This is a genomic window from Cupriavidus mimosae, assembly GCF_023952485.1.
Classification (GTDB): domain Bacteria; phylum Pseudomonadota; class Gammaproteobacteria; order Burkholderiales; family Burkholderiaceae; genus Cupriavidus; species Cupriavidus taiwanensis_C.
In genome coordinates, this window is record NZ_JALHRY010000005.1 from 321750 (window position 1) to 342614 (window position 20865).

Here is a 20865-nt window from a genome sequence, read left to right on the forward strand (position 1 = left end):
TCATTTAGGAGTTAGACATGCCACTCGTTTCGATGCGCCAGCTGCTGGACCACGCAGCCGAGAACAGCTACGGCCTGCCGGCCTTCAACGTGAACAACCTCGAGCAAGTGCAGGCCATCATGCAGGCGGCCGACGAGGTCAACGCTCCGGTGATCATGCAAGCCTCGGCCGGCGCCCGCAAATACGCCGGCGAGCACTTCCTGCGCCACCTGATCGAGGCCGCGGTCGAAGCCTATCCCCACATCCCGGTGGTGATGCACCAGGACCACGGCCAGTCGCCGGCGATCTGCCAGGCCGCGATCGACCTGGGCTTCTCGTCGGTGATGATGGACGGCTCGCTGCGCGAAGACGGCAAGACCCCGGCCGACTACGAATACAACGTCGACGTGACCCGCAAGGTGGTGCAGCTGTCGCACGCCATCGGCGTGACCGTCGAGGGCGAGCTGGGCTGCCTGGGCTCGCTCGAAACCGGTGAAGCCGGCGAGGAAGACGGCATCGGCGCCGAGGGCAAGCTGGACCACTCGATGCTGCTGACCGATCCCGAGCAGGCCGCCGACTTCGTCAAGGCCACCCAGCTCGACGCGCTGGCGATCGCCATCGGCACCTCGCACGGCGCCTACAAGTTCACCCGCAAGCCCACCGGCGATATCCTGGCGATCAACCGCATCAAGGAAATCCACGCCCGCATCCCCAACACCCACCTGGTGATGCACGGCTCGTCGTCGGTGCCGCAGGAACTGCTGGAAGAGATCCGCAAGTTCGGCGGCGACATGAAGGAAACCTACGGCGTGCCGGTCGAGGAAATCCAGGAAGCGATCAAGTACGGCGTGCGCAAGATCAACATCGACACCGACATCCGCCTGGCCATGACCGGCGCGATCCGCCGCTTCTTCGTCGAGAACCCGAGCAAGTTCGACCCGCGCGAATACCTGAAGCCGGCCCGCGAAGCCGCCAAGCAGGTGTGCAAGGCGCGCTACCTGGCGTTCGGCTGCGAAGGCCAGGCCGGCAAGATCAAGCCGGTGGCGCTGAGCGAGATCGCGCAGCAGTACAAGTCGGGCAAGCTGGCGCAGGTCGTGCAGTAAGTTTTAATCGTCGTTCCCGCGCAGGCGGGAACCCAGCGTCTTTAACGCGGCGCTGACCAAAGGCAAAAGTCACTGGGTCCCCGCCTCCGCGGGGACGACGCATTTTTGAGCGTCAGTGTTTTTTGCAGACGCTGTGCTTTACCTCCGTTCGATCGGAACCATCATGACCAACGCTCTCTACCAGTCCTCCATCAACTCGCTGCCGCTGCTGGGCCACGGCAAGGTGCGCGACAACTACGCCGTCGGCAACGACAAGCTGCTGATCGTCACCACCGACCGCCTGTCGGCGTTCGACGTCATCATGGGCGAGCCGATCCCCGACAAGGGCCGCGTGCTGAACCAGATGGCGGACTTCTGGTTCCGCAAGCTCGCCCACATCGTGCCGAACCACGAGACCGGCATCGCGCCCGAGACCGTGGTGGCCGCGGATGAAGTGGAGCAGGTCAGGGGCCGCGCGGTGGTGGTCAAGCGCCTGAAGCCGATCCTGGTCGAGGCCGTGGTGCGCGGCTATCTTGCCGGCAGCGGCTGGAAGGACTACCAGGCCACCGGCAAGGTGTGCGGCATCGAGCTGCCGCCGGGCCTGCAGAACGCGCAGAAGCTGCCCGAGCCGATCTTCACCCCGGCCGCCAAGGCCGAGATGGGCGAGCACGACGAGAACATCTCGTTTGCCGAGGTCGAGGCCCGCATCGGCATCGCGCTGGCGCGCCAGATGCGCGAGATCTCGATCCGCCTGTACAAGGAAGCGGCCGAGTTCGCCGCCACGCGCGGCATCATCATCGCCGATACCAAGTTCGAGTTCGGCCTGGACGACAACGGCGTGCTGACGCTGATGGACGAAGTGCTGACCGCCGACTCGTCGCGCTTCTGGCCGGCCGATTCGTATCAGGTGGGCACCAACCCGCCGTCGTTCGACAAGCAGTTCGTGCGCGACTGGCTGGAGGCGGTGCGCATCGACGGCAAGCCCTGGCCCAAGACCGCGCCGGCGCCGCAGCTGCCGGACGACGTGATCGAGAAGACCGCGGCGAAGTACCGCGAGGCGCTGACGCGCCTGACGGGCGAAGAGTTGAAGTAAGTTTCCCCCGGCTTCCCGCAAGCCGACGGTGTTTCCCTCTCCCCTCATGGGGAGAGGGTAGGGTGAGGGGTGGTTTGGCAAGGCACCACGCGTCGAGAGCCGCCCGGCCCTCACCCCCGCCCCTCTCCCGCCAGCGGGAGAGGGGAGCAAACAAGCAAGGATCAAACGTGAGCAAGCAAGATAAGCCATTGGTCGGCGTCGTCATGGGCAGCAGCTCCGACTGGGACGTGATGCAGCACGCCGTGGCGATGCTGAAGGATTTCGGCGTGCCGTTCGAAGCCCAGGTGGTGTCCGCGCACCGCATGGCCGACGACATGTTCCGCTATGCCGAGAGCGCGCGCAGCCGCGGCCTGCGCGCCATCATCGCCGGTGCCGGCGGGGCCGCGCACCTGCCGGGCATGATCGCCGCCAAGACCATCGTGCCGGTGTTCGGCGTGCCGGTGCCGTCGAAGTACCTGCGCGGCGAGGACTCGCTGCTGTCGATCGTGCAGATGCCCAAGGGCGTGCCGGTCGCCACCTTCGCCATCGGCGAGGCGGGCGCGGCCAACGCCGCGCTGCACGCCATCGCCACGCTGGCCACTACCGACGACGCGCTGGCTGCTGCGCTGGAAGCCTTCCGCGCCAAGCAGACCGAAGCCGCGCGCGCCATGACCTTGCCGCTGTAATGCTGCCGCTGTAACTCTCCGGACCGACACGGAACCGAGCAATGCCTACCGATATCCATCCCTACCTCTCCGAAGCCCACACGCCGGAATCGCGCGCCGAGTTCGGCGTCGACCGTCCCGACGCGCCCATCCTGCCCGGCGCGTGGCTGGGCATGCTCGGCGGCGGCCAGCTCGGCCGCATGTTCACGCATGCGGCGCAGGCGATGGGCTATCGCGTATGCGTGCTCGATCCCGACCAGGACAGCCCGGCCGGCGTGGTCGCCGACAAGCATATCTGCGCGCAGTACACCGACGAGGCCGCGCTGGCCGAGATGGGCAAGCTGTGCCAGGCGGTCAGCACCGAGTTCGAGAACGTGCCGTCGCTGTCGCTGGACCGGCTCGAGCAGCTGGGCGCGTTTGTCGCGCCGCGCGGCTACTGCGTGTCGATCGCGCAGAACCGCATCGGCGAGAAGAAATTCTTTGCCGCCTGCGCCGAGCGCACCGGCGTGCCGACCGCGCCGCACTGGGTGATCCAGCACGACGCCGACGTCGACCAGCTGCCCGACCACGTGCTGCCCGGCATCCTCAAGACCGCGCGCATGGGCTATGACGGCAAGGGCCAGGCGCGCGTGAAGACGCGCGACGACGTGCGTGCCGCGTGGAAGGCGATGCAGCATTTGCCGTGCGTGCTGGAGCAGATGCTGCCGCTGGCGTACGAGGTGTCGGTGCTGGCCGCGCGCGGCGCGGACGGCGCCACCGCCACCTGGCCGCTGGCCGAGAACGTGCACCGCGACGGCATCCTGTTTTCGACCGAGATGCCGTCGACCAGCGTCTCGCCCGAGATCGCCGAGCGCGCGCGCGCCGCCGCCGCCGCGATTGCCACGGAAATGGGCTATGTCGGCGTGCTGTGCATCGAGTTCTTCGTGCTGACCGATGGTTCGCTGGTCGCCAATGAAATGGCGCCGCGCCCGCACAATTCCGGCCATATCACCATGGACGCGTGCGAGACCAGCCAGTTCGAGCAGCAGGTGCGCGCCATGGCGCGGCTGCCGCTGGGCAGCACGCGCCAGCATTCGGCCGGCAAGATGCTGAACCTGCTGGGCGACGTGTGGTTCGAGTTCGGGCTGGAACGCACCCCCGCCTGGGACGAAGTGGTGGCGCAACCCGGCGCCAAGCTGCACCTGTACGGCAAGAGCGATGCGCGCCCGTCGCGCAAGATGGGGCACGTCAACTGCATCGGCGAGCATGCCGAGGCCGCCGACTCGGCCTTCGCCGCGGCCGCGCAGGCGCTGCATATCCCGCTCTGAGTTTCCGCCGACCGCCACGCCACCCTTTGAAGGAACACGATGTCGCCGCGCACGCCCACGGCCGCCGAACTGGATGAAGCCGTCCGCCTGCTCGAGGCCGGGCAACTGGTCGCCTTTCCGACCGAGACCGTCTACGGCCTTGGCGCCGATGCCGAGAACCCCGCGGCCGTCGGCCGCATCTTCGCGCTCAAGGGCAGGCCGTCGAACCATCCGGTGATCGTGCACGTGGTCGACGGCGCCGACATCGGCTACTGGACCGACGACGTCCCCGCGGCCGCGCAGCAGCTGATCGACGCCTTCTGGCCCGGCCCGCTGACGCTGATCCTGAAGCGCGCCGCGCATATCGATGCCGCCGTCGCCGGCGGTCAGGACAGCATTGGCCTGCGCTGCCCGTCGCATCCGGTGGCGCAGGCGCTGCTGTCGCGCTTCAAGCGCGGCCGCGGCGGCATTGCCGCGCCATCCGCCAACAAGTTCGGCCAGGTCAGCCCGACCACCGCGCAGCATGTGCGCGAGGAATTCGGCGACGCGGTCTATGTGCTGGAAGGCGACGGCGTCGAGGTCGGCATCGAATCGACCATCGTCGACCTGTCGCGGCTGGACCAGGGCATCGGCCCGGTGCTGCTGCGCCCGGGCGCGGTCACGGTGGGGATGCTCGCGCAGGTGCTGGGCGAGGCTCCGCTGCCGCCGGACGCCGCCGCGCCGCGCGCGTCGGGAACCCTGAAGGCCCACTACGCGCCGCACACGCCGCTGCTGCTGGCCGATGCGCAGGCCGCCGCCGCGCGCCTGGAGCGGCTGCCGGCGGATGCCCGCGTGGCATGGGTCGGGCGCGCGCCGCTGGCGGACCAGCGCTGCACCTGGGTGCAGGCGCCTGCCGATGCCGTCGCCTATGCGCAGGAGCTGTACCGGCTGCTGCGCAAGCTCGACCGGCAGGGGTACACGCAGCTGGTGTTCGAGGTGTTGCCCGAAGGGCAGGACTGGGCCGGAGTGCGCGACCGGCTGGAGCGGGCGGCGGCGGCGTTTGGGGGCTAGGGCGGACAGGGGTTTGCCGCTGGCCTGACCTGGTCGATACGCCGGCCCTTACCCCCCCAGCACCCGCAACGCCGTATACACCGCCATCCCCACCACGATCATCCCCACCATCTTCCTGGTCAGCAGGTAGAACACCGTCGCCGCCACCCCGGCCATCAGCTTGTAGTTCGACAACGCCACGGTGAAATGCCCCTGCCAGGTCATCAGGTCCGGCAGGATGATGGCGGCCAGCGCCGCCGCCGGCGCATAGCGCAGCGCGCGCTGGATGCGGTCGGGCACGGTGATGTGCTCGCCCGCCATCAGGAACAGCGCGCGCGTGATCACGGTGACTGCCGCCATGCCGACCAGCGCGATCCAGACTTCGGTATGGCTCATGCGCGGTCTCCCGGTACGTCCGCCGGCTCCGGCGCTGGCTTGGAACCGGCTTTGGCCAGCGGTGCCTGCCTGCGCCGCTGGATGCCGCGCAACGCGGCGCGCGCGGCCAGTTCGTCGCTGGCCATGCCGGCGGCGATCGCGCCCACCACGGCCACCACCAGCCCGAGCCGGTACGGCAGGTCGAAGCACAGCAGCGCCAGCACCGCGGAGATCACCACCGCCATCAGCGTCGAGCGCGAGTTGATGGTGGCAATCATCACCGGGATCAGCGCCATGGTGCCCGCCAGCCCCAGGCCCCAGCTGTCGGGGAACAGGCTCGCCAGCACGATGCCGATGATCGACGACACCTGCCACATGCAGAAGTTGGTCAGGGCCATGCCCCAGAAGTAGCCTTCCTTGCCGGGCTCATAGCCCGGCGTGCTGTACTTCTGCAGGAAGTAGACGAAGTGCAGGTCGCCGTTGAAGAAGCCCAGCACCGTGCGCCGCGCCAGCGTCAGGTAGCTGAAATGAGGCTGCATGCCGGCGCTGAAGATGACGAAGCGCAGGTTGACCATGGCCGCGGTCAGCCAGATGGTCCACAGCGGCAGCCCCGCGGCGAACAGCGGCAGCACCGCCAGCTGCGCCGAGCCCGCGTAGACCAGCAGCGACATGCCGATGGCCTCGGGCACGGTCAGCACGGATTTGCTCATGGCCACGCCGGTGACCAGGCCCCAGGAAAATACCGCGGGCAGGGACGGGGCAAAGCGGCGCGCGCCGTCGATAAAGCCGGCGCGTTCGGCGGGCGCGAAGCGATGCCAGAGGCGCAACCACACCGGGGGTTGTGGGGAAGTCATGTCAGAGGAAGCGGGGGCGATGCGGCCCGGGGCCGAAGGCCGGCCCGGAAGGCTGCCGCCGCAGGACGCGCCGGCACCCAGGCATTATAGGGTGGGATGGCGGGCTGGTAAGCGAGCGCTTAACAAAATGCCGCCGCAGCGTTGGCGCCAGGCCACGACGCCGTGGCCGGGCCCGGCCCGAGCGGCATCAGGGTGCCCCGCGGTACACCCACTGCAGCAGCGCGTCGTGCGCCTCCTGCGCCTGCGCGGCGTTGGCATGGTTGATCATGCTCACCACCACGTAGCGGCCGCCCTCGGCGGCATCGACGTAGCCGGCCAGCGCGCGCACATCGGCCAGCGTGCCGGTCTTCAGGTAGCCGCTGCCGGCCGCGCTGGCGCGGGTCAGGCGGTTGCGCAGCGTGCCGTCGACGCCCAGCACCGGCAGCGAGTCGATCAGCACCGGGCCGACCGGGCTGGCCGCGGCCTGCTGCAGCAGCCGCGCCATGTCAAAGGCGCTGATGCGTTCCGCGCGCGACAGGCCGGAGCCGTTGTCGAGCACCAGCTCCGGCATGTCCAGCCCCTGGCGCGCCAGCCAGCGCTGCACCACGCGGATCGAGCGCCCGGTGCTGGCGGGCCCGCCGCGGTCCATCTCGGCGCCGAGGGTCAGGAACAGCTGCCGAGCCATCACGTTGTTCGAGAACTTGTTGATGTCGCGCACGATGTCCGCCAGCGGCAGGCCGTAGTGGCGCGCCAGCAGCACCGCGCCGCGCGGGACCTTGCCGCTGCGCAGCGCCGGCAGGCGGGCAAAGCGCCCGCCGGCGCGCTGCCACTCGGCGACAAAGCCGCCCCAGGTGAATTCCGCATGCGACAGCGTGGCGATATTGAGCACGTGCTCGCCGCAGTCGCTGGCATAGTCGCCGTAAAAAGAGGCCAGCACGGTGCCATCGGCTTGCGGCAGCACGGTCGGGCTGGCGCTGCTCTGCCAGTCGCCGCAGCGGCCGTTGGTCAGCGTGAGGCGGTTGTCCAGCTTCAGTTGCGCCAGCTCCGGCGTGACGCTGACCGCCACGGTCTGCGTGGCCGGGTCCGGTGTGAGCGTGAACGACAGGGTCTTGAAGGCGTACAGCAGCGCATCGGGGCCGACGTTGTAGGCGCGCTGCACCTCGCCGTCGATGGTGCCGTTGCCGTCCAGGCCATCGGCGAAGTAGCTGCGGTCCAGCACCAGGTCGCCGTTGATTGTGTTGGCGCCGGCGGCGCGCGCCCGCGCCACCAGCTTGGCCATTTCCTCGGGCACCAGCTTGGGATCGCCGTGGCCGCGCAGGTAGACGTTGCCGTTGACGGTGCCGTCGAAGCCCGGCTGCGCGTCGGCGTAGAGCGAGGTCTGCCAGCGGTAGTCGGGGCCGAGCAGCTGCAGCCCGGCGAAGGTGGTGACCAGCTTCATGGTCGACGCCGGGTTCATCGGCTGCTGCGCGTTCCAGCTGGCGCGCGCGGTGCTGTCGCCCAGCCGCACTACGTAAAAGCTGGCCGCGGCGGCCGGCACCCCCGCGCGGCGCAGGGCCGCGGCCACCGGGGCGGGCACGCCGGCGCTGAGCAGCGCCGGATCGGCGGCGGCCCTGGTGGCGGCTTTCGGTGCTTTGGCGGGCTTGGCAGCTTTGGCCGCCTTGACTGTCTTGGCGGGCGGCTTGGCGTAGGCCGGTGGCAGTGCCGGACCGCTGGCCAGCAGCACGGCGGCAAGGAGGGGCGAGAGCAGCGGCGACAGGCGGCGCAGCAGCGCGCCGGGTCGCGCTGCGGTGGGCGCGGCGAGGGTTCTTGGCATGGCGGCCATGTTAACGCATGGCCGCCCGCAAGCGGATGACAGCTCCGCCGGTGCGGCGGTTCAGCCGGCGCGCGGCGGCGCCAGCCGTGCCAGCAGCGCTTTCAGGGTGGCCTGCTCGGTTTCGCTGAGCGCCGAGCTGACGTGGGCGTCGTGCGCCACCACCGCCTGCGTGGCGGCTTCCAGTGTGCGACGCCCGGCCGGGGTCAGCACCAGGCTGTAGGCGCGCCGGTCGCCCGCGGCGGGGCGCCGCGCCACCAGCTTCATGGCCTCGAGCGCATCCACCAGCAGCACCGCGCCGGAGCGCGCGATGCCCAGGATCTGCGCAAGTTCGGTCAGCTTCAGGTGCGGGTTGCGCGAGATGATCACCAGCGCCGAGAAGCGCGGCGGGGTGATCTGCCACTGCGCCAGCGAGTGCACGAAGTCTTCGTAGATGCGGATTTGCGCGCGCCGGATGGCATAGCCGACCAGGTTGTCGAGCACGCCGTAGTCGATGTTCGGCACATGGGGGTCGAAGCCGCCATCGGTACTGTCGCCGGCGGCCGGGTCGGGCGCCAGCGCATCGCGCGTCCTGCGCCGCGCGGGCGCCGCGGCGGTGCGGGCCCGCCGCGCGGGGGTGGCGGGCGGGGTGCCGGATGCGTCGGGAATCATTTGAGCAGTTTCCAGTTGCCGTTCTCTATTGTCACCATAACCCGACCACGCTGGTCAAAGCCATAGTGGTCTTGCGCACTGAAGTTCAGCACGCCGTGCGAGACCACGATGTCGCGTTCGGTCTCCAGCGCCTGGCGCAGCGCCTGGCGGAAGGCCGGCGTGCCGGGGCGGGCCTGCTTCAGCGCCACCGGCACGATGCGCTCGAGCACCAGCCCGGCATCGTAGGCATGGGCGCCGAACTGCGTGCGGGTCTCGGCCCCGTACTGCTTTTCATAGCGGCTGACATAGTCCAGCCCGGGCTTGCGCACCGGATCGCCGGCGGGCAGCTGCTCCGGCACGATCACCGGGCCGGCGGGCAGGATCGCGCCGTTGACCAGGCGCCCGCCGATGCGGATCAGGTCCTTGGTGGCCGCACCGTGGGTCTGGTAGAGGGTGCCGCCGTAGCCGCGCTCGCGCAGCGTGGTGTGCGGCAGCGCCGCGCCGGTGCCGGCGCCGGCGATCAGGATGGCATCGGGCCTGGCGGCGATCAGCTTGAGCGCCTGCGCGGTCACGCTGGTGTCGGCGCGGCCGTAGCGCTCGGTGGCGATCAGGCGGATGCCGTTGGCGGTGGCGGCGGTGGTGAAGTCCTTCAGCCAGGTTTCGCCGTAGGCATCGGCAAAGCCGATAAAGCCCATGGTCTTGACGCCGTTGGTCTTGGCGGTGGCGGCCACGGCATTGGCCATCAGCCGCACCGGCTGCGCCAGCCGGAAGGTCCATGCGCCGCGCCCGGGTTTCAGCTCGATCGGCGAGAACGCCAGCTGCACGGTCTGGGCTTCGTCGGCCACCTCGGCAATGGCGATCGACGGTGCCACCGCGGACGAGCCCAGGATGATGTCGACCTTGTCCTCGGCAACGAAGCGGCGCGCCGCCTTGGCGCCCTGCGTGGGATCGGAAGCATCGTCCAGCACGATGTACCGCACCGGCTCGCCGCCGATCCGCTGCGGCAGGTAGGCCAGCGAGTTCTTCTGCGGGATGCCCAGCGAAGCGGACGGGCCGGTGGTCGACAGGCTGACGCCGACGGTGATGTCGGCGAGGGCGGTGGTGGCGGTGAAGGCTAGGGCGATGCCGAGTGCGAGGGGGGTGCGCCTGGCAGGGGTGTGGGACGCCATGGTTGTTCTCCTCGAAGCTGAATGATCTTATGTGTTTTCAAGCTTACGCCTTGCCCTGCATCGACTGCCGGTCGAAACCCGCCAGTTGCTTGTAGCGCAGCGAAATCGCTTCCAGCTCCGCGCGCGGGATCACCTGGTCGATATCGCTGAACCCCTGTGGCGCGCGTTCCTCGGCCAGCTGCATCACCTGCTCCGGCCCGTTCATGCGGTTGCGCAGCACGATGCCGGCGGTGCGCGGCAGGCGCTCGGCCTCGTATTCGCGCAGCGCGTAAGCAGTGTCGCGGCTGCCGAGCAGGCTGTCGACCAGGTAGCGTGCGTCGAGGATGGCCTGGGCACTGCCGTTCGAGCCGATCGGGTACATCGGGTGCGCGGCGTCGCCCAGCAGCGTGACGCGGTGGAAGGTCCAGCGCGGCAGCGGGTCCTTGTCGACCATCGGGAATTCGTAGATGGCGTCGGCGCCGTCGATCAGCGCGGGGATGTCGATCCAGTCCCAGCGCCAGTCGGCAAACGCGGCGCGGAACACGGACTTGTCGACCTGCTTGTTCCAGTCGCTGCGCGGCGGGGTGTCGGACACGCTGTCGGGCACGCGCAGTTCCGCAATCCAGTTGACCAGCGAGCGGCCCTGGCGGCGCAGCGGTTCGGAGATGGGGTAGGCGACGAACTTCTGGTCCTGGTGCCCTGCCATGAACATCGAGCGTCCGTCCAGGCAGGGCGGCGCCTCGGTGACCGCGCGCCACAGCAGCCGGCGCGAGAAGCGCGGCAGGTCGCCAACGGGATAGAAATGGCGGCGCACCGCCGAATGGATGCCGTCGGCACCGACCAGCACGTCGGCGCCCGACTCGACCGCGGCGTTGTCGGCGCGGCGGCGCAGCACGAAGCGCGCCTGGCCGCGCGCGCCGGTATCCAGCACGGACTCGAAGCTGTGGCCGGTATGGACCGCGCCGGCGCCAAGGCGCTCGACCACGGTGCGGTGCAGCAGCATCTGGAATTCGCCGCGATGGATCGAGAACTGCGGCCAGTCATAGCCGGCGGCCAGCCCGCGCGGCTCATGCCAGATGCGCTGGCCCAGCTTGTTGTAGTACGACAGCGACGAGGTCTCGACGGCGATCGCGGCCAGCGCATCGCGCAGGCCCAGCTCGGACAGCACGCGCACGGCGTGCGGCAGCAGGTTGATGCCCACGCCCAGCGGGCGCAGCGTTTCGCTGGCCTCCCAGACCTCGGCCTCGATGCCGTGGCGGTGGCACAGCAGCGCCAGCGTCAGGCCGCCGATGCCACCCCCGGCGATTGCGATCTTCATGGTGTCTCCCCGCGTGCAGGTCGCGCCGGTACGCAAGCGCGGGCGCTTTGCATCCGGTCGAATTGAATTTGTTATTGAGTATAACAATTCGACCGAATACCCTGCAGATAAGGAAAAACCCGCGGGGAGCGGGTTTGATAGGAAGTACAGGTAGCGTGCCAATCACTACCGTCATTCCCGCGAAGGCGGGAACGACGTGTCAGGGTAGTGAAAAAACCCGTGCTCAGCCCAGCGCGGCGTTTTCCGGATTGGCCGGGGCCGCGGACTGCGCCTTGAGCGCCGGCACCGGGAACACGATGTCGTACAGCCAGTTGTAGACCAGCGCGTAGACCATGTAGAAGCCGGCCACGGCGATGTCCATGATGAGCGCGTCGACCAGGCTGATATCGAGGTACCACGCCAGCGACGGCAGGAACACCACCAGCAGGCCCAGTTCGAACAGCAGCGCGTGCAGCACGCGCACCGGCACCGACTTGCGCAGCTGGCCGGTGATACGCAGCATGCCCTTGTCGAACAGCACGTTGTACAGGTAGTTCCAGCCGGTGGCGATCAGCGAGGCGACCGCGCCGATCAGCCCCATCTGGTGCAGTTCATAGCCGAAGGCCCAGCTCGCCAGCGGGGCGAAGATCAGCAGGCCGACCACCTCGAAGCCAACGGCATGGCGGATCCGGTCCCAGGTTTTGCGCATGGTTTCTCCTTGCGGGCAAAGACGATGGGGCCTAGTCTATCTGCTGGGCAGGGATTGCCAAGTTGGATACTATCGCCCTAATAGATGGATGTAGGGGTGGGGTTACGTATGAGTCTCTCTTTGGAGCAGTTGCAGGCCTTTGTCGCGGCGGCTGACACCGGCTCGTTCTCGGCCGCCGCGCGCCGGCTTGGCAAAGCCCAGTCGGTGGTCAGCGCGGCCGTGTCCAACCTCGAGATCGATGCCGGCAACGCGCTGTTCAACCGCAGCGGCCGCTACCCGGTGCTGACCCCGGCCGGCGAGCGCCTGCTGGCCGAGGCGCGCGTGATCCTGGAGCGCTGCGAGCATTTCCGCGGCGTCGCCAAGAGCCTGGGCGAGGGCGTCGAGACGCGGCTGGTGCTGGCGGTCGACGAGCTCTATCCGGAAGAAACGCTGGGCGCGCTGCTGGTGGAGTTTTCCGGGCGCTTCCCGGCGGTGGAGCTGGAACTGCTGTTCCCGCTGATGGAGGACGTCAGCCGGCTGGTGCTGGAGGGCGGCGCCGACCTCGGCATCATGTGGCGCCAGGAGGTGCTGCCGCCGGAGCTGGGCTTCCATGCGCTCGGCTGGATGCCGATGCAGATCCTGTGCGCGCCCGACCATCCGCTGGCGTCGCAGCGGGTGGATTGGGAAGAGCTCAAGCGTTACCGCCAGCTGATGGTCGCGACCCGCACCGACAGCGAGGAAAAGATGCGCCTGCGCGTGGCCGCCGACGTGTGGTGGGTGGAAAGCCAGTGGGTGATCGTCGAGCTGGTCAAACGCGGCCTGGGCTGGGCCTTCGTGCCCTGGCACGTGGTCGCCAATTCGCCGGCGGCGGCACAGCTGGTGTCGCCGCCGCTGGCGTTCCAGCAGCAGGACTGGCCGGTGGCGATGGAACTGGTGTGGCACAAGCAGCGGCCGCTGGGCAAGGCCGCCACCTGGCTGCGCGAACGCATCTGCGCGCAGCCGCTGCCGAATGCGCCGCAGCGCGGCGCCTAGCGCTGGCCGACGGTGGCGGGGGCGGCGGCTGGCACGCTGGTATTCGCGCTGCCGCTACTATCTGCGGGCTGCGCGTGCCAGCCGCCGCCCAGCGCCTTGATCAGCACCACCGCCGCGGTGTACTGCCGGCCGGTGATCGACAGCGCGGTGCGCTCGGCGGTGTAGGCGCTGGTCTGCGCCGTCAGCACGTCGAGCAGGCCGGCGGTGCCGGCGCGGTAGCGGTTGTTCACCAGCGCCAGCGCCTCGCGCGCCGAGCGCAGCGCGTCGTTCTGCACCACCGCCTCCTGTTCCAGCAACCGCTGCGCGGCGAGGTTGTCCTCGACTTCCTGGAACGCGCCCAGCACGGTCTGGCGGTAGTTGGCCACGGTCTGGTCGTAGGCCGCCACCGCCTGCGCCTTGGCCGCGCGGCGCGCGCCGCCGTCGAACAGCGTGCCGGCGAGGCCGCCGCCGATCGACCAGATCCGGTCCGGCAGCGACATCCAGCGCGCCAGCGTGCTGGCGGTCAGCCCGCCGCTGGCCGCCAGCGACAGGGTCGGGTAGTAGGCCGCCTGCGCCACGCCGATCTGCGCATTGGCCGAGGCCATGCGCCGCTCGGCCGCGCCGATGTCGGGGCGGCGCTCCAGCAGCTGCGACGGCACCGCCGCCGGCACGCGCGGCGGCGCGGCGCGGAACTCGCCGGCGGCCAATGACAGCGCCGCGGGCGGCTTGCCCACCAGCACGGCAATGGCATGCTCCAGCTGCGCGCGCGTGATCTGGATGTCGATCTGCTGCGCCTGCGCGCTCTTGAGCTGGGTCTCGGACTGCAGCACGTCGGAGCGCTGCGCGGTGCCCGCCGCGTACTGGTTCTGCACCAGCTGCAGCGACTTCTGGTAGTCGGCCACCGTGCGGTCCAGCAGCGCCTTCTGCGCATCGGCCACGCGCAGCAGGAAGTAGCTCTGCGCCAGCGTGGCCTGCGTCGACAGCAGCGTCGAGGCCAGGTCGGCCTCGCTCGCCCGCGCACTGGCCTCGCTGCTTTCGACCTGGCGCCGCACCCGGCCCCAGACGTCGAGCTCCCAGGTCGCGCCGAGCGTGGCGCTCTGACCGTTAAGCGTGTTGCCGCTGGCATTGCGCGCGCGCGAGGCGCCGGCCTGCGCGTCGACCACCGGGAAGAAGCCGGCGCGGGCCGCCTGCAGCGATGCCACCGCCTGGCGGTACTGGGCCTCGGCGGCCTTGATGTTCTGGTTCGAGATCTGCACCTCGGCCATCAGCGCATCGAGCTGCGCATCGCCGAACACGGTCCACCAGTCGGGGCGCGCCAGCGCATCCTGCGGTTCGGCGGGCTTCCAGTCGCCGGTCCAGGCCGGGATGGCAGTATCGGCCGGGGCTTCCTTGAACTCGGCCGACATTGGCGCGTCGGGACGCTGGTAGTCGGGGCCGACGGCGCAGCCGGCCAGCAGCAGCGCGCATGCCAGTGGTACCGGCAGGGCCTGGGACAGGAAACGGGTAAAAGCATTCATGTCGAGTCTTCGCAAATCTAGACGGCGGCCGGCTGGTCCGGCGTGCCGGTACCGCGGCGGCGCTGGCGCCAGGCCTTCACCTTGAGGCGCCAGCGGTCCAGCGTCAGGTAGACCACCGGCGTGGTGTACAGCGTCAGCAGCTGGCTCACCACCAGCCCGCCGACAATGGAAATGCCCAGCGGCGCGCGCAGCTCGGCGCCGTCGCCGCGGCCCAGCGCCAGCGGCACCGCGCCCAGCAGCGCGGCCATGGTGGTCATCAGGATCGGGCGGAAGCGCAGCAGGCAGGCGCGGTAGATGGCGTCGCGCGGCGACAGCCCCTCGCGCCGCTCGGCGTCGATGGCGAAGTCGATCATCATGATCGCGTTCTTCTTGACGATGCCGATCAGCAGGATCACGCCGATCAGCGCGATGATGCTGAAGTCGGTCTTCGAGGCCAGCAGCGCCAGCAGCGCGCCCACGCCGGCCGACGGCAGCGTCGACAGGATCGTCAGCGGGTGGACATAGCTTTCATACAGCACGCCCAGCACGATGTAGATGGTGATCAACGCCGCCAGGATCAAAATGGGCTGGCTCTTGAGCGAGTCCTGGAACGCCCTGGCGCCGCCCTGGAAGTTGGCGCGCAGGGTCTCCGGAGCGCCGATGCGTGCCATCTCGCGGTTGATGGCGTCGGTCGCCTGCGACAGCGAAGTCCCTTCGGCCAGGTTGAACGAGATCGTCGAGGCAGCGAACTGGCCCTGGTGGTTCACGCCCAGCGGCGTGCTGCTCGGCGTCACGCGCGCGAACGCGGCCAGCGGCACGCGGTTGCCGTTGCCGGTGACCACGTAGATGTCCTTGAGCGCATCGGGGCCCTGCAGGTATTCCTGGCTCAGCTCCATCACCACGCGGTACTGGTTCAGCGGATGGTAGATGGTCGACACCAGCCGCTGGCCGAAGGCATCGTTGAGCACCGCATCGACCTGCTGCGCGGTCACGCCCAGGCGCGAGGCCGCGTCGCGGTCGATAATCACCGAGGTCTGCAGGCCCTTGTCGTTGGTGTCGGTGTCGATATCCTCCAGCCCCTTCAGGTTGGACAGCGCCGCGCGCACCTTGGGCTCCCACGCGCGCAGCACCTCCAGGTCGTCGGACTGCAGCGTGAACTGGTACTGCGAGCTGCTCTGGCGCCCGCCGACGCGGATGTCCTGCACCGATTGCAGGAAGAGCCTCGCGCCCGGCTCCTTGGCCAGCTTGTCGCGCAGCCGCGCAATGATGGTGTCGGCCGATTCGCGCTGCGCCAGTGGCTTGAGCGTGACAAACATCTGCCCGGTATTGCGCTGCGAGCCGCCGGTAAAGCCGGTCACGTTCTCCACCGCCGGGTCCGACTGCACGATCTTGATAAAGCTGTCGAGCTTGCCGCGCATGGCCTGGAACGAGGTCGCCTGGTCGGCGCGGATAAAGCCGATCAGCCGGCCGGTGTCCTGCTGCGGGAAAAAGCCCTTGGGCACGATCACGTACAGGTAGACGTTGAGCGCGATGGTGGCGATCAGCACCAGCCACACCAGCGGGCTGAAGCGCAGCGCGGTCGCCAGCGAACGCGCATAGCCGTCATGCAGCCACTGGAACATGCGCTCGGTGGCGCGGAAGAAGCGACCCTGCTGCTCCGGTTCCACCGGGCGCAGCATGCGCGCGCACATCATCGGCGTGGTGGTCAGCGAGACCACCAGGGATACCAGGATCGCCACCGACAGCGTGATCGCGAATTCCTGGAACAGCCGGCCGACGATGCCGCCCATCATCAGCAGCGGAATGAACACCGCGATCAGCGACAGGCTCATCGACAGCACCGTGAAGCCGACTTCGCGCGCGCCGCGCAGCGCCGCCGCCAGCGGCTTCATGCCTTCCTCGATATGGCGCGAGATGTTCTCCAGCACCACGATGGCATCGTCGACGACGAAGCCGGTGGCGATGGTCAGCGCCATCAGCGACAGGTTGTTCAGCGAGAACCCGGCCAGGTACATCACCGAGAACGTGCCGATCAGCGACACCGGCACCGCCACGCTGGGAATCAGGGTGGCGCGCACGTTGCGCAGGAACACGAACACCACCATGATCACCAGCGCCACCGAGATCATCAGCGTGTGCTCGACCTCGCGCAGCGAGGCGCGGATGGTGGGGGTGCGGTCCATCATCACGTCCATCGAGATCGCCGCCGGGATCATCTTCTGCAGCTGCGGCAGCATCTCGTTGACGCGGTCGACGGTCTCGATGATGTTGGCGCCGGGCGAGCGGTTCAGCACCAGCAGCACCGACGGCTTGCCGTTGGCCGAGCCGGCGTTGCGGATGTCCTGCACCGAATCGACCACGGTGGCGACGTCGCGCAGCCGCACCGGCACCGCGAACGAATTGGGGCCGCTGGTGGCGCTGGTGCCGCCGGTGGCGCCGCTGGTGATGGTGGTGGTGCCGCTGCTGGTGGTCAGCGTGGTCACGGTGACGCCGTTGACCACCTTGGTGCTGACGCCGCCGCTGGCGGTGGCATTGGCGGTGCTGGCGATCAGCGCGCCCGCCGACGCCGACGAGTACGTGCCCGGGGTGGCGTAGCGGATGATCAGCGGCATGTAGTCTTCCGCCTTCATCGCCTGGTCGTTGGCGTAGACCTGCCAGTTATTGCTGGCGTTCTCCAGCGTGCCCAGCGGGCGGTTGGCATTGGTCGCGCTGATGGTGTTGCGCACGTCCTCGAGCGAGATGCCGTAGTTGTTCAGCGCGGTCGGGTTCAGCTCTACCCGCACCGCCGGCAGCGAGGCGCCGCCGATGGTGACCTGGCCCACGCCTTCCACCTGCGACAGCTTCTGCGCCAGGATGGTCGAGGCCGCATCGTAGAGCTGCCCGCGCGTCATGGTCGGCGAGGTCAGCGCGATGATCATGATCGGCGCGTCGGCAGGGTTGACCTTGCGGTAGGTCGGGTTGTTGGGCAGGCTGGTCGGCAGCGTCGCGCGCGAGGCGTTGATGGCGGCCTGCACGTCACGCGCGGCGCCGTCGATATTGCGCGACAGGTCGAACTGCAGCGTCACCCGGGTCGAGCCGAGCGAGCTGCTGGAGGTGATCTCGGTCACGCCGGCGATGGTGCCGAGCGCGCGCTCCAGCGGCGTCGCCACGGTGGCAGCCATGGTTTCCGGGCTGGCGCCCGGCAGCGACGCCGATACCGAGATGGTGGGGAAGTCCACCTGCGGCAGCGGCGACACCGGCAGCAGCCGCAGCGCCGCCAGTCCGGCCAGCAGGATGCCCAGCGTGAGCAGCGCGGTCGCGACCGGGCGATGGATAAAGGCAGCCGAGAGATTCATGCTCAGACCGGCTCCTCGCCCGTGCCGCCTTCCTCCGGATCGCCGAAGCGGCGCTTGCGCCAGCCCTTCACGCGCGTCGCCACGCGGTCGAACGCCAGGTAGATCACCGGCGTGGTGAACAGCGTCAGCACCTGGCTCACCAGCAGGCCGCCGACCATGGTCACGCCCAGCGGCCGGCGCAGCTCGCTGCCGATGCCGGAGCCCAGCATCAGCGGCAGCGCCGCCAGCAGTGCCGCCATGGTGGTCATCAGGATCGGCCGGAAGCGCAGCAGGCAGGCCTGGAAGATCGCGTCGCGCGGCGACATGCCCTGCTCGCGCTCGGCCTCGAGCGCGAAGTCGATCATCATGATCGCGTTCTTCTTGACGATGCCGATCAGCAGGATGATGCCGATGATGGCGATGATGCCCAGGTCCATCCCCGCCACCAGCAGCGCCAGCAGCGCGCCCACGCCGGCCGACGGCAGCGTCGACAGGATCGTGACGGGATGGATGGTGCTTTCATACAGCACGCCCAGCACGATATACATCGTCACCACCGCGGCCAGGATCAGCCACAGCGTGTTCGACAGCGACGCGCGGAACGCCAGCGCCGCGCCCTGGAAGCTGGTCTGCATCGAGATCGGCAGGCCCAGCTCCTGCTCGACCCGGGTGATCTTGTCGACCGCCGCGCCCAGCGATTCGCCGGGCGCCAGGTTGAACGAGATCGTCGCCGCGGGGAACTGCCCCTGGTGGTTGATCACCAGCGGCCCGGTGCGCTCGGTGATGCGCGCGAACGCGCCCAGCGGCACCTGTCCGCCGGACGAGGAGGGCAGGCGCAGCTCGGCCAGCGATTGCGGGCTGGTACGGAATTCCGGCATGGTCTCCAGCACCACGCGGTACTGGCTCGACTGCGTGAAGATGGTCGACACCAGCCGCTGGCCGAAGGCGCTGTACAGCGCGCTGTCGATCACCGCGGTGGTGATGCCGAAGCGCGCCGCGGCGTCGCGGTCGATATCGACATAGGCGCGCAGGCCGTTGTTCTGCTGGTCGCTGGTGACATCGCGCAGCTCCGGCTCCTGGCGCAGGCGCTCGACCAGCTTCGGCACCCACGTCGCCAGCGTCGCGGGATCGGGGTCTTCCACCGTGAACTGGTACTGCGTGCGCGCGACTTTGTCCTCGATGGTCAGGTCCTGCACCGGCTGCGTGAACAGCGACACGCCGCCGAGGCTCTGCACTGAATGCTGCAGGCGCTGCGTGACCACGTCGATGGGATCGCGCTCGCCCTTGGGCTTGAGGTTGATCAGCATGCGCCCGGCGTTGAGCGTGGTGTTGCTGCCATCCACGCCGATGAACGACGACAGGCTCGCCACCGCCGGATCCTGCATCACCACCTTGGCCACCGCTTCCTGCTTGCGCGCCATGGCGCCGAACGAGGTGGTCTGCGCGGCCTCGGTGATGCCCTGTATCACGCCGGTGTCCTGCACCGGGAAGAAGCCCTTGGGCACCAGCAGGTACAGCAGCACGGTCAGCGCCAGCGTGGCCACCGCCACCACCAGCGTGGCTTTCTGGCGATCGAGCACCCACTCCAGGCCGCGCCCGTAGCGCTCGATCACGTTGTCGAAGAAGCGGCCGGTGGCGCGGTGGAAGCGCGACAGCTTCTCTTCCGGCACATGGTGCAGCAGCCGCGCGCACATCATCGGCGTGAGCGTCAGCGACACCACCGCCGAGATCAGGATCGACACCGCCAGCGTGATCGCGAACTCGCGGAACAGGCGCCCCACCACGTCGCCCATGAACAGCAGCGGGATCAGCACCGCCACCAGCGAGAAGGTCAGCGAGATGATGGTGAAGCCGATCTGCTTCGAGCCCTTGAACGCCGCCTGCATCGGCGAATCGCCCTTCTCGATGTAGCGCATGATGTTCTCGATCATCACGATCGCATCGTCGACCACAAAGCCGGTGGCAATGGTCAGCGCCATCAGCGTCAGGTTGTTGATCGAGAACCCGGCCAGGTACATCACGCCGAAGGTACCCACCAGCGACAGCGGCACCGCCACGCCGGGGATGATGGTGGCGGGGATATTGCGCAGGAACAGGAAGATCACCAGCACCACCAGCGCGATCGCCAGCAGCAGTTCGAACTGCACGTCTTCGACCGAGGCGCGGATGGTGGTGGTGCGGTCGGTCAGCAGTTGCACGTGCACCGACGCCGGCAGCGCGTTCTGCAGCTGCGGCAGCAGCGCCTTGATGCGGTCGACCACCTCGATCACGTTGGCGCCGGGCTGGCGCTGGATATTCAGCACGATCGCGGGCTTGTCGTTGGCCCACGCGGCCAGGCGGCTGTTCTCGGGGCCGTCGACGATCTCGGCCACGTCGGTGATGCGGATCGGCGCGCCGTTCCTGTAGCCCAGGATGATCTGGCGGTATTCGTCGGCCGAGCGCAGCTGGTCGTTGGCGTCGATGGTGGAGGCGCGCTGCGGGCCGTCGAAGCTGCCCTTGGCGCCGTTGACGTTGGACGCGCCGATGGCGGTGCGCAGGTCGTCGATCGACATGCCCAGCGACGCCAGCGCGGCCGGGTTGGCCTGGATGCGCACCGCGGGACGCTGGCCACCGCTGATGGTGACCAGGCCCACGCCCTGGATCTGCGAGATCTTCTGCGCCACGCGCGTATCGACCATGTCCTGCAGCCTGGGCAGCGGCATGGTGTCGGAGGTCATGGCGATGGTCATGATCGGCGCATCCGCCGGGTTGACCTTGCTGTAGACCGGCGGCATCGGCAGGTCCGACGGCAGCAGGTTGCTGCCGGCGTTGATGGCGGCCTGCACCTCCTGCTCGGCCACGTCCAGTGGCAGCGTCAGCTCGAACTGCAGCGTGATCACCGACGCCCCCCCTGACGAGGACGACGACATCTGCTTAAGGCCCGGCATCTGGCCGAACTGGCGCTCCAGCGGCGCGGTCACCGACGAGGTCATCACGTCGGGGCTGGCGCCGGGGTAGAGCGTGGTGACCTGGATGGTGGGATAGTCGACCTCGGGCAGTGCCGATAGCGGCAGCAGCCGGTAGGCCACCAGCCCGGACAGCAGGATGGCCAGCATCAGCAGCGCCGTGGCGACCGGGCGCTCGATGAAGAGGCGGGACGGGTTCATGCGG

Annotated in this window: 16 protein-coding genes; 6 read left to right on the top strand and 10 right to left on the bottom strand. The window is 68.9% G+C overall.

Annotation, left to right across the window (positions count from 1 at the left end):
* Window positions 1-17: 17 nt before the first annotated feature.
* The 5 genes from fba to MKD50_RS12175 all read left to right on the top strand — a co-directional run bounded on the left by fba (window position 18) and on the right by MKD50_RS12175 (window position 5134).
* A complete protein-coding gene (fba, locus tag MKD50_RS12155; protein WP_018008879.1) occupies window positions 18-1082 on the top strand; it encodes a class II fructose-bisphosphate aldolase in 1065 nt (354 codons plus the stop codon).
* A gap of 163 nt (window positions 1083-1245) precedes the next feature.
* Entirely contained in the window at window positions 1246-2154 is a 909-nt protein-coding gene (locus MKD50_RS12160) for a phosphoribosylaminoimidazolesuccinocarboxamide synthase (protein WP_115706028.1), read from the top strand.
* 167 nt (window positions 2155-2321) lie between these two features.
* Window positions 2322-2819 carry a 5-(carboxyamino)imidazole ribonucleotide mutase gene (gene purE / locus MKD50_RS12165; RefSeq protein WP_115708286.1) on the top strand — a complete coding sequence of 166 codons (498 nt, stop codon included), beginning with the start codon at window positions 2322-2324 and terminating at the stop codon, window positions 2817-2819.
* Window positions 2820-2860: 41 nt separating this feature from the next.
* Window positions 2861-4105 (top strand): 5-(carboxyamino)imidazole ribonucleotide synthase, encoded by a 1245-nt coding sequence (locus MKD50_RS12170; RefSeq protein WP_252667219.1) that lies wholly within the window; start codon window positions 2861-2863, stop codon window positions 4103-4105.
* A 39-nt stretch (window positions 4106-4144) separates the two neighbouring features.
* Entirely contained in the window at window positions 4145-5134 is a 990-nt protein-coding gene (locus MKD50_RS12175) for an L-threonylcarbamoyladenylate synthase (RefSeq protein ID WP_115706033.1), read from the top strand.
* A gap of 48 nt (window positions 5135-5182) precedes the next feature.
* On the opposite strand, the gene MKD50_RS12180 is transcribed toward MKD50_RS12175, so the two are convergent.
* The 7 genes from MKD50_RS12180 to MKD50_RS12210 form a co-directional block, all read right to left on the bottom strand.
* Entirely contained in the window at window positions 5183-5509 is a 327-nt protein-coding gene (locus tag MKD50_RS12180; RefSeq protein ID WP_115706034.1) for an AzlD domain-containing protein, read from the bottom strand.
* Entirely contained in the window at window positions 5506-6342 is an 837-nt protein-coding gene (locus tag MKD50_RS12185) for an AzlC family ABC transporter permease (RefSeq protein WP_115706035.1), read from the bottom strand. Before MKD50_RS12185 ends, MKD50_RS12180 begins: the two co-directional genes overlap by 4 nt.
* Window positions 6343-6529: 187 nt before the next feature.
* Window positions 6530-8143, bottom strand: coding sequence for a D-alanyl-D-alanine carboxypeptidase/D-alanyl-D-alanine endopeptidase (gene dacB, locus MKD50_RS12190; RefSeq protein ID WP_252667220.1), 1614 nt, complete (start codon window positions 8141-8143; stop codon window positions 6530-6532).
* A 51-nt stretch (window positions 8144-8194) separates the two neighbouring features.
* On the bottom strand, window positions 8195-8782 hold the full coding sequence (locus MKD50_RS12195) for a MarR family winged helix-turn-helix transcriptional regulator (protein WP_115706037.1): 588 nt from the start codon (window positions 8780-8782) through the stop codon (window positions 8195-8197).
* The gene (locus tag MKD50_RS12200) at window positions 8779-9930 is read right to left on the bottom strand and encodes an ABC transporter substrate-binding protein (protein WP_115706038.1); all 1152 of its coding nucleotides are present in this window, start codon (window positions 9928-9930) and stop codon (window positions 8779-8781) included. Before MKD50_RS12200 ends, MKD50_RS12195 begins: the two co-directional genes overlap by 4 nt.
* 43 nt (window positions 9931-9973) lie before the next feature.
* On the bottom strand, window positions 9974-11227 hold the full coding sequence (locus MKD50_RS12205) for a flavin-dependent oxidoreductase (RefSeq protein WP_252667221.1): 1254 nt from the start codon (window positions 11225-11227) through the stop codon (window positions 9974-9976).
* A 223-nt stretch (window positions 11228-11450) separates the two neighbouring features.
* Window positions 11451-11915: a PACE efflux transporter gene (locus tag MKD50_RS12210; protein ID WP_240073784.1), complete on the bottom strand. Its 465-nt coding sequence runs from the start codon at window positions 11913-11915 to the stop codon at window positions 11451-11453.
* A gap of 108 nt (window positions 11916-12023) precedes the next feature.
* Here MKD50_RS12210 and MKD50_RS12215 point away from each other — a divergent pair, with 108 nt between their 5' ends.
* Window positions 12024-12926, top strand: a complete 903-nt coding sequence (locus MKD50_RS12215) for a LysR family transcriptional regulator (RefSeq protein ID WP_252667222.1) — start codon at window positions 12024-12026, stop codon at window positions 12924-12926.
* Here the strand turns inward: MKD50_RS12215 and MKD50_RS12220 are convergent.
* Genes MKD50_RS12220 through MKD50_RS12230 form a run of 3 tightly spaced genes read right to left on the bottom strand, consistent with a single transcriptional unit; the run spans window position 12923 to window position 20861 of the window.
* Window positions 12923-14422, bottom strand: coding sequence for an efflux transporter outer membrane subunit (locus MKD50_RS12220; RefSeq protein WP_252667223.1), 1500 nt, complete (start codon window positions 14420-14422; stop codon window positions 12923-12925). The genes MKD50_RS12215 and MKD50_RS12220 overlap by 4 nt on opposite strands.
* Window positions 14423-14439: 17 nt before the next feature.
* Window positions 14440-17736: an efflux RND transporter permease subunit gene (locus MKD50_RS12225; RefSeq protein WP_252667224.1), complete on the bottom strand. Its 3297-nt coding sequence runs from the start codon at window positions 17734-17736 to the stop codon at window positions 14440-14442.
* Window positions 17737-17738: 2 nt separating this feature from the next.
* Window positions 17739-20861 carry an MdtB/MuxB family multidrug efflux RND transporter permease subunit gene (locus MKD50_RS12230; RefSeq protein ID WP_252667225.1) on the bottom strand — a complete coding sequence of 1041 codons (3123 nt, stop codon included), beginning with the start codon at window positions 20859-20861 and terminating at the stop codon, window positions 17739-17741.
* Between the last annotated feature and the right edge of the window lie 4 nt (window positions 20862-20865).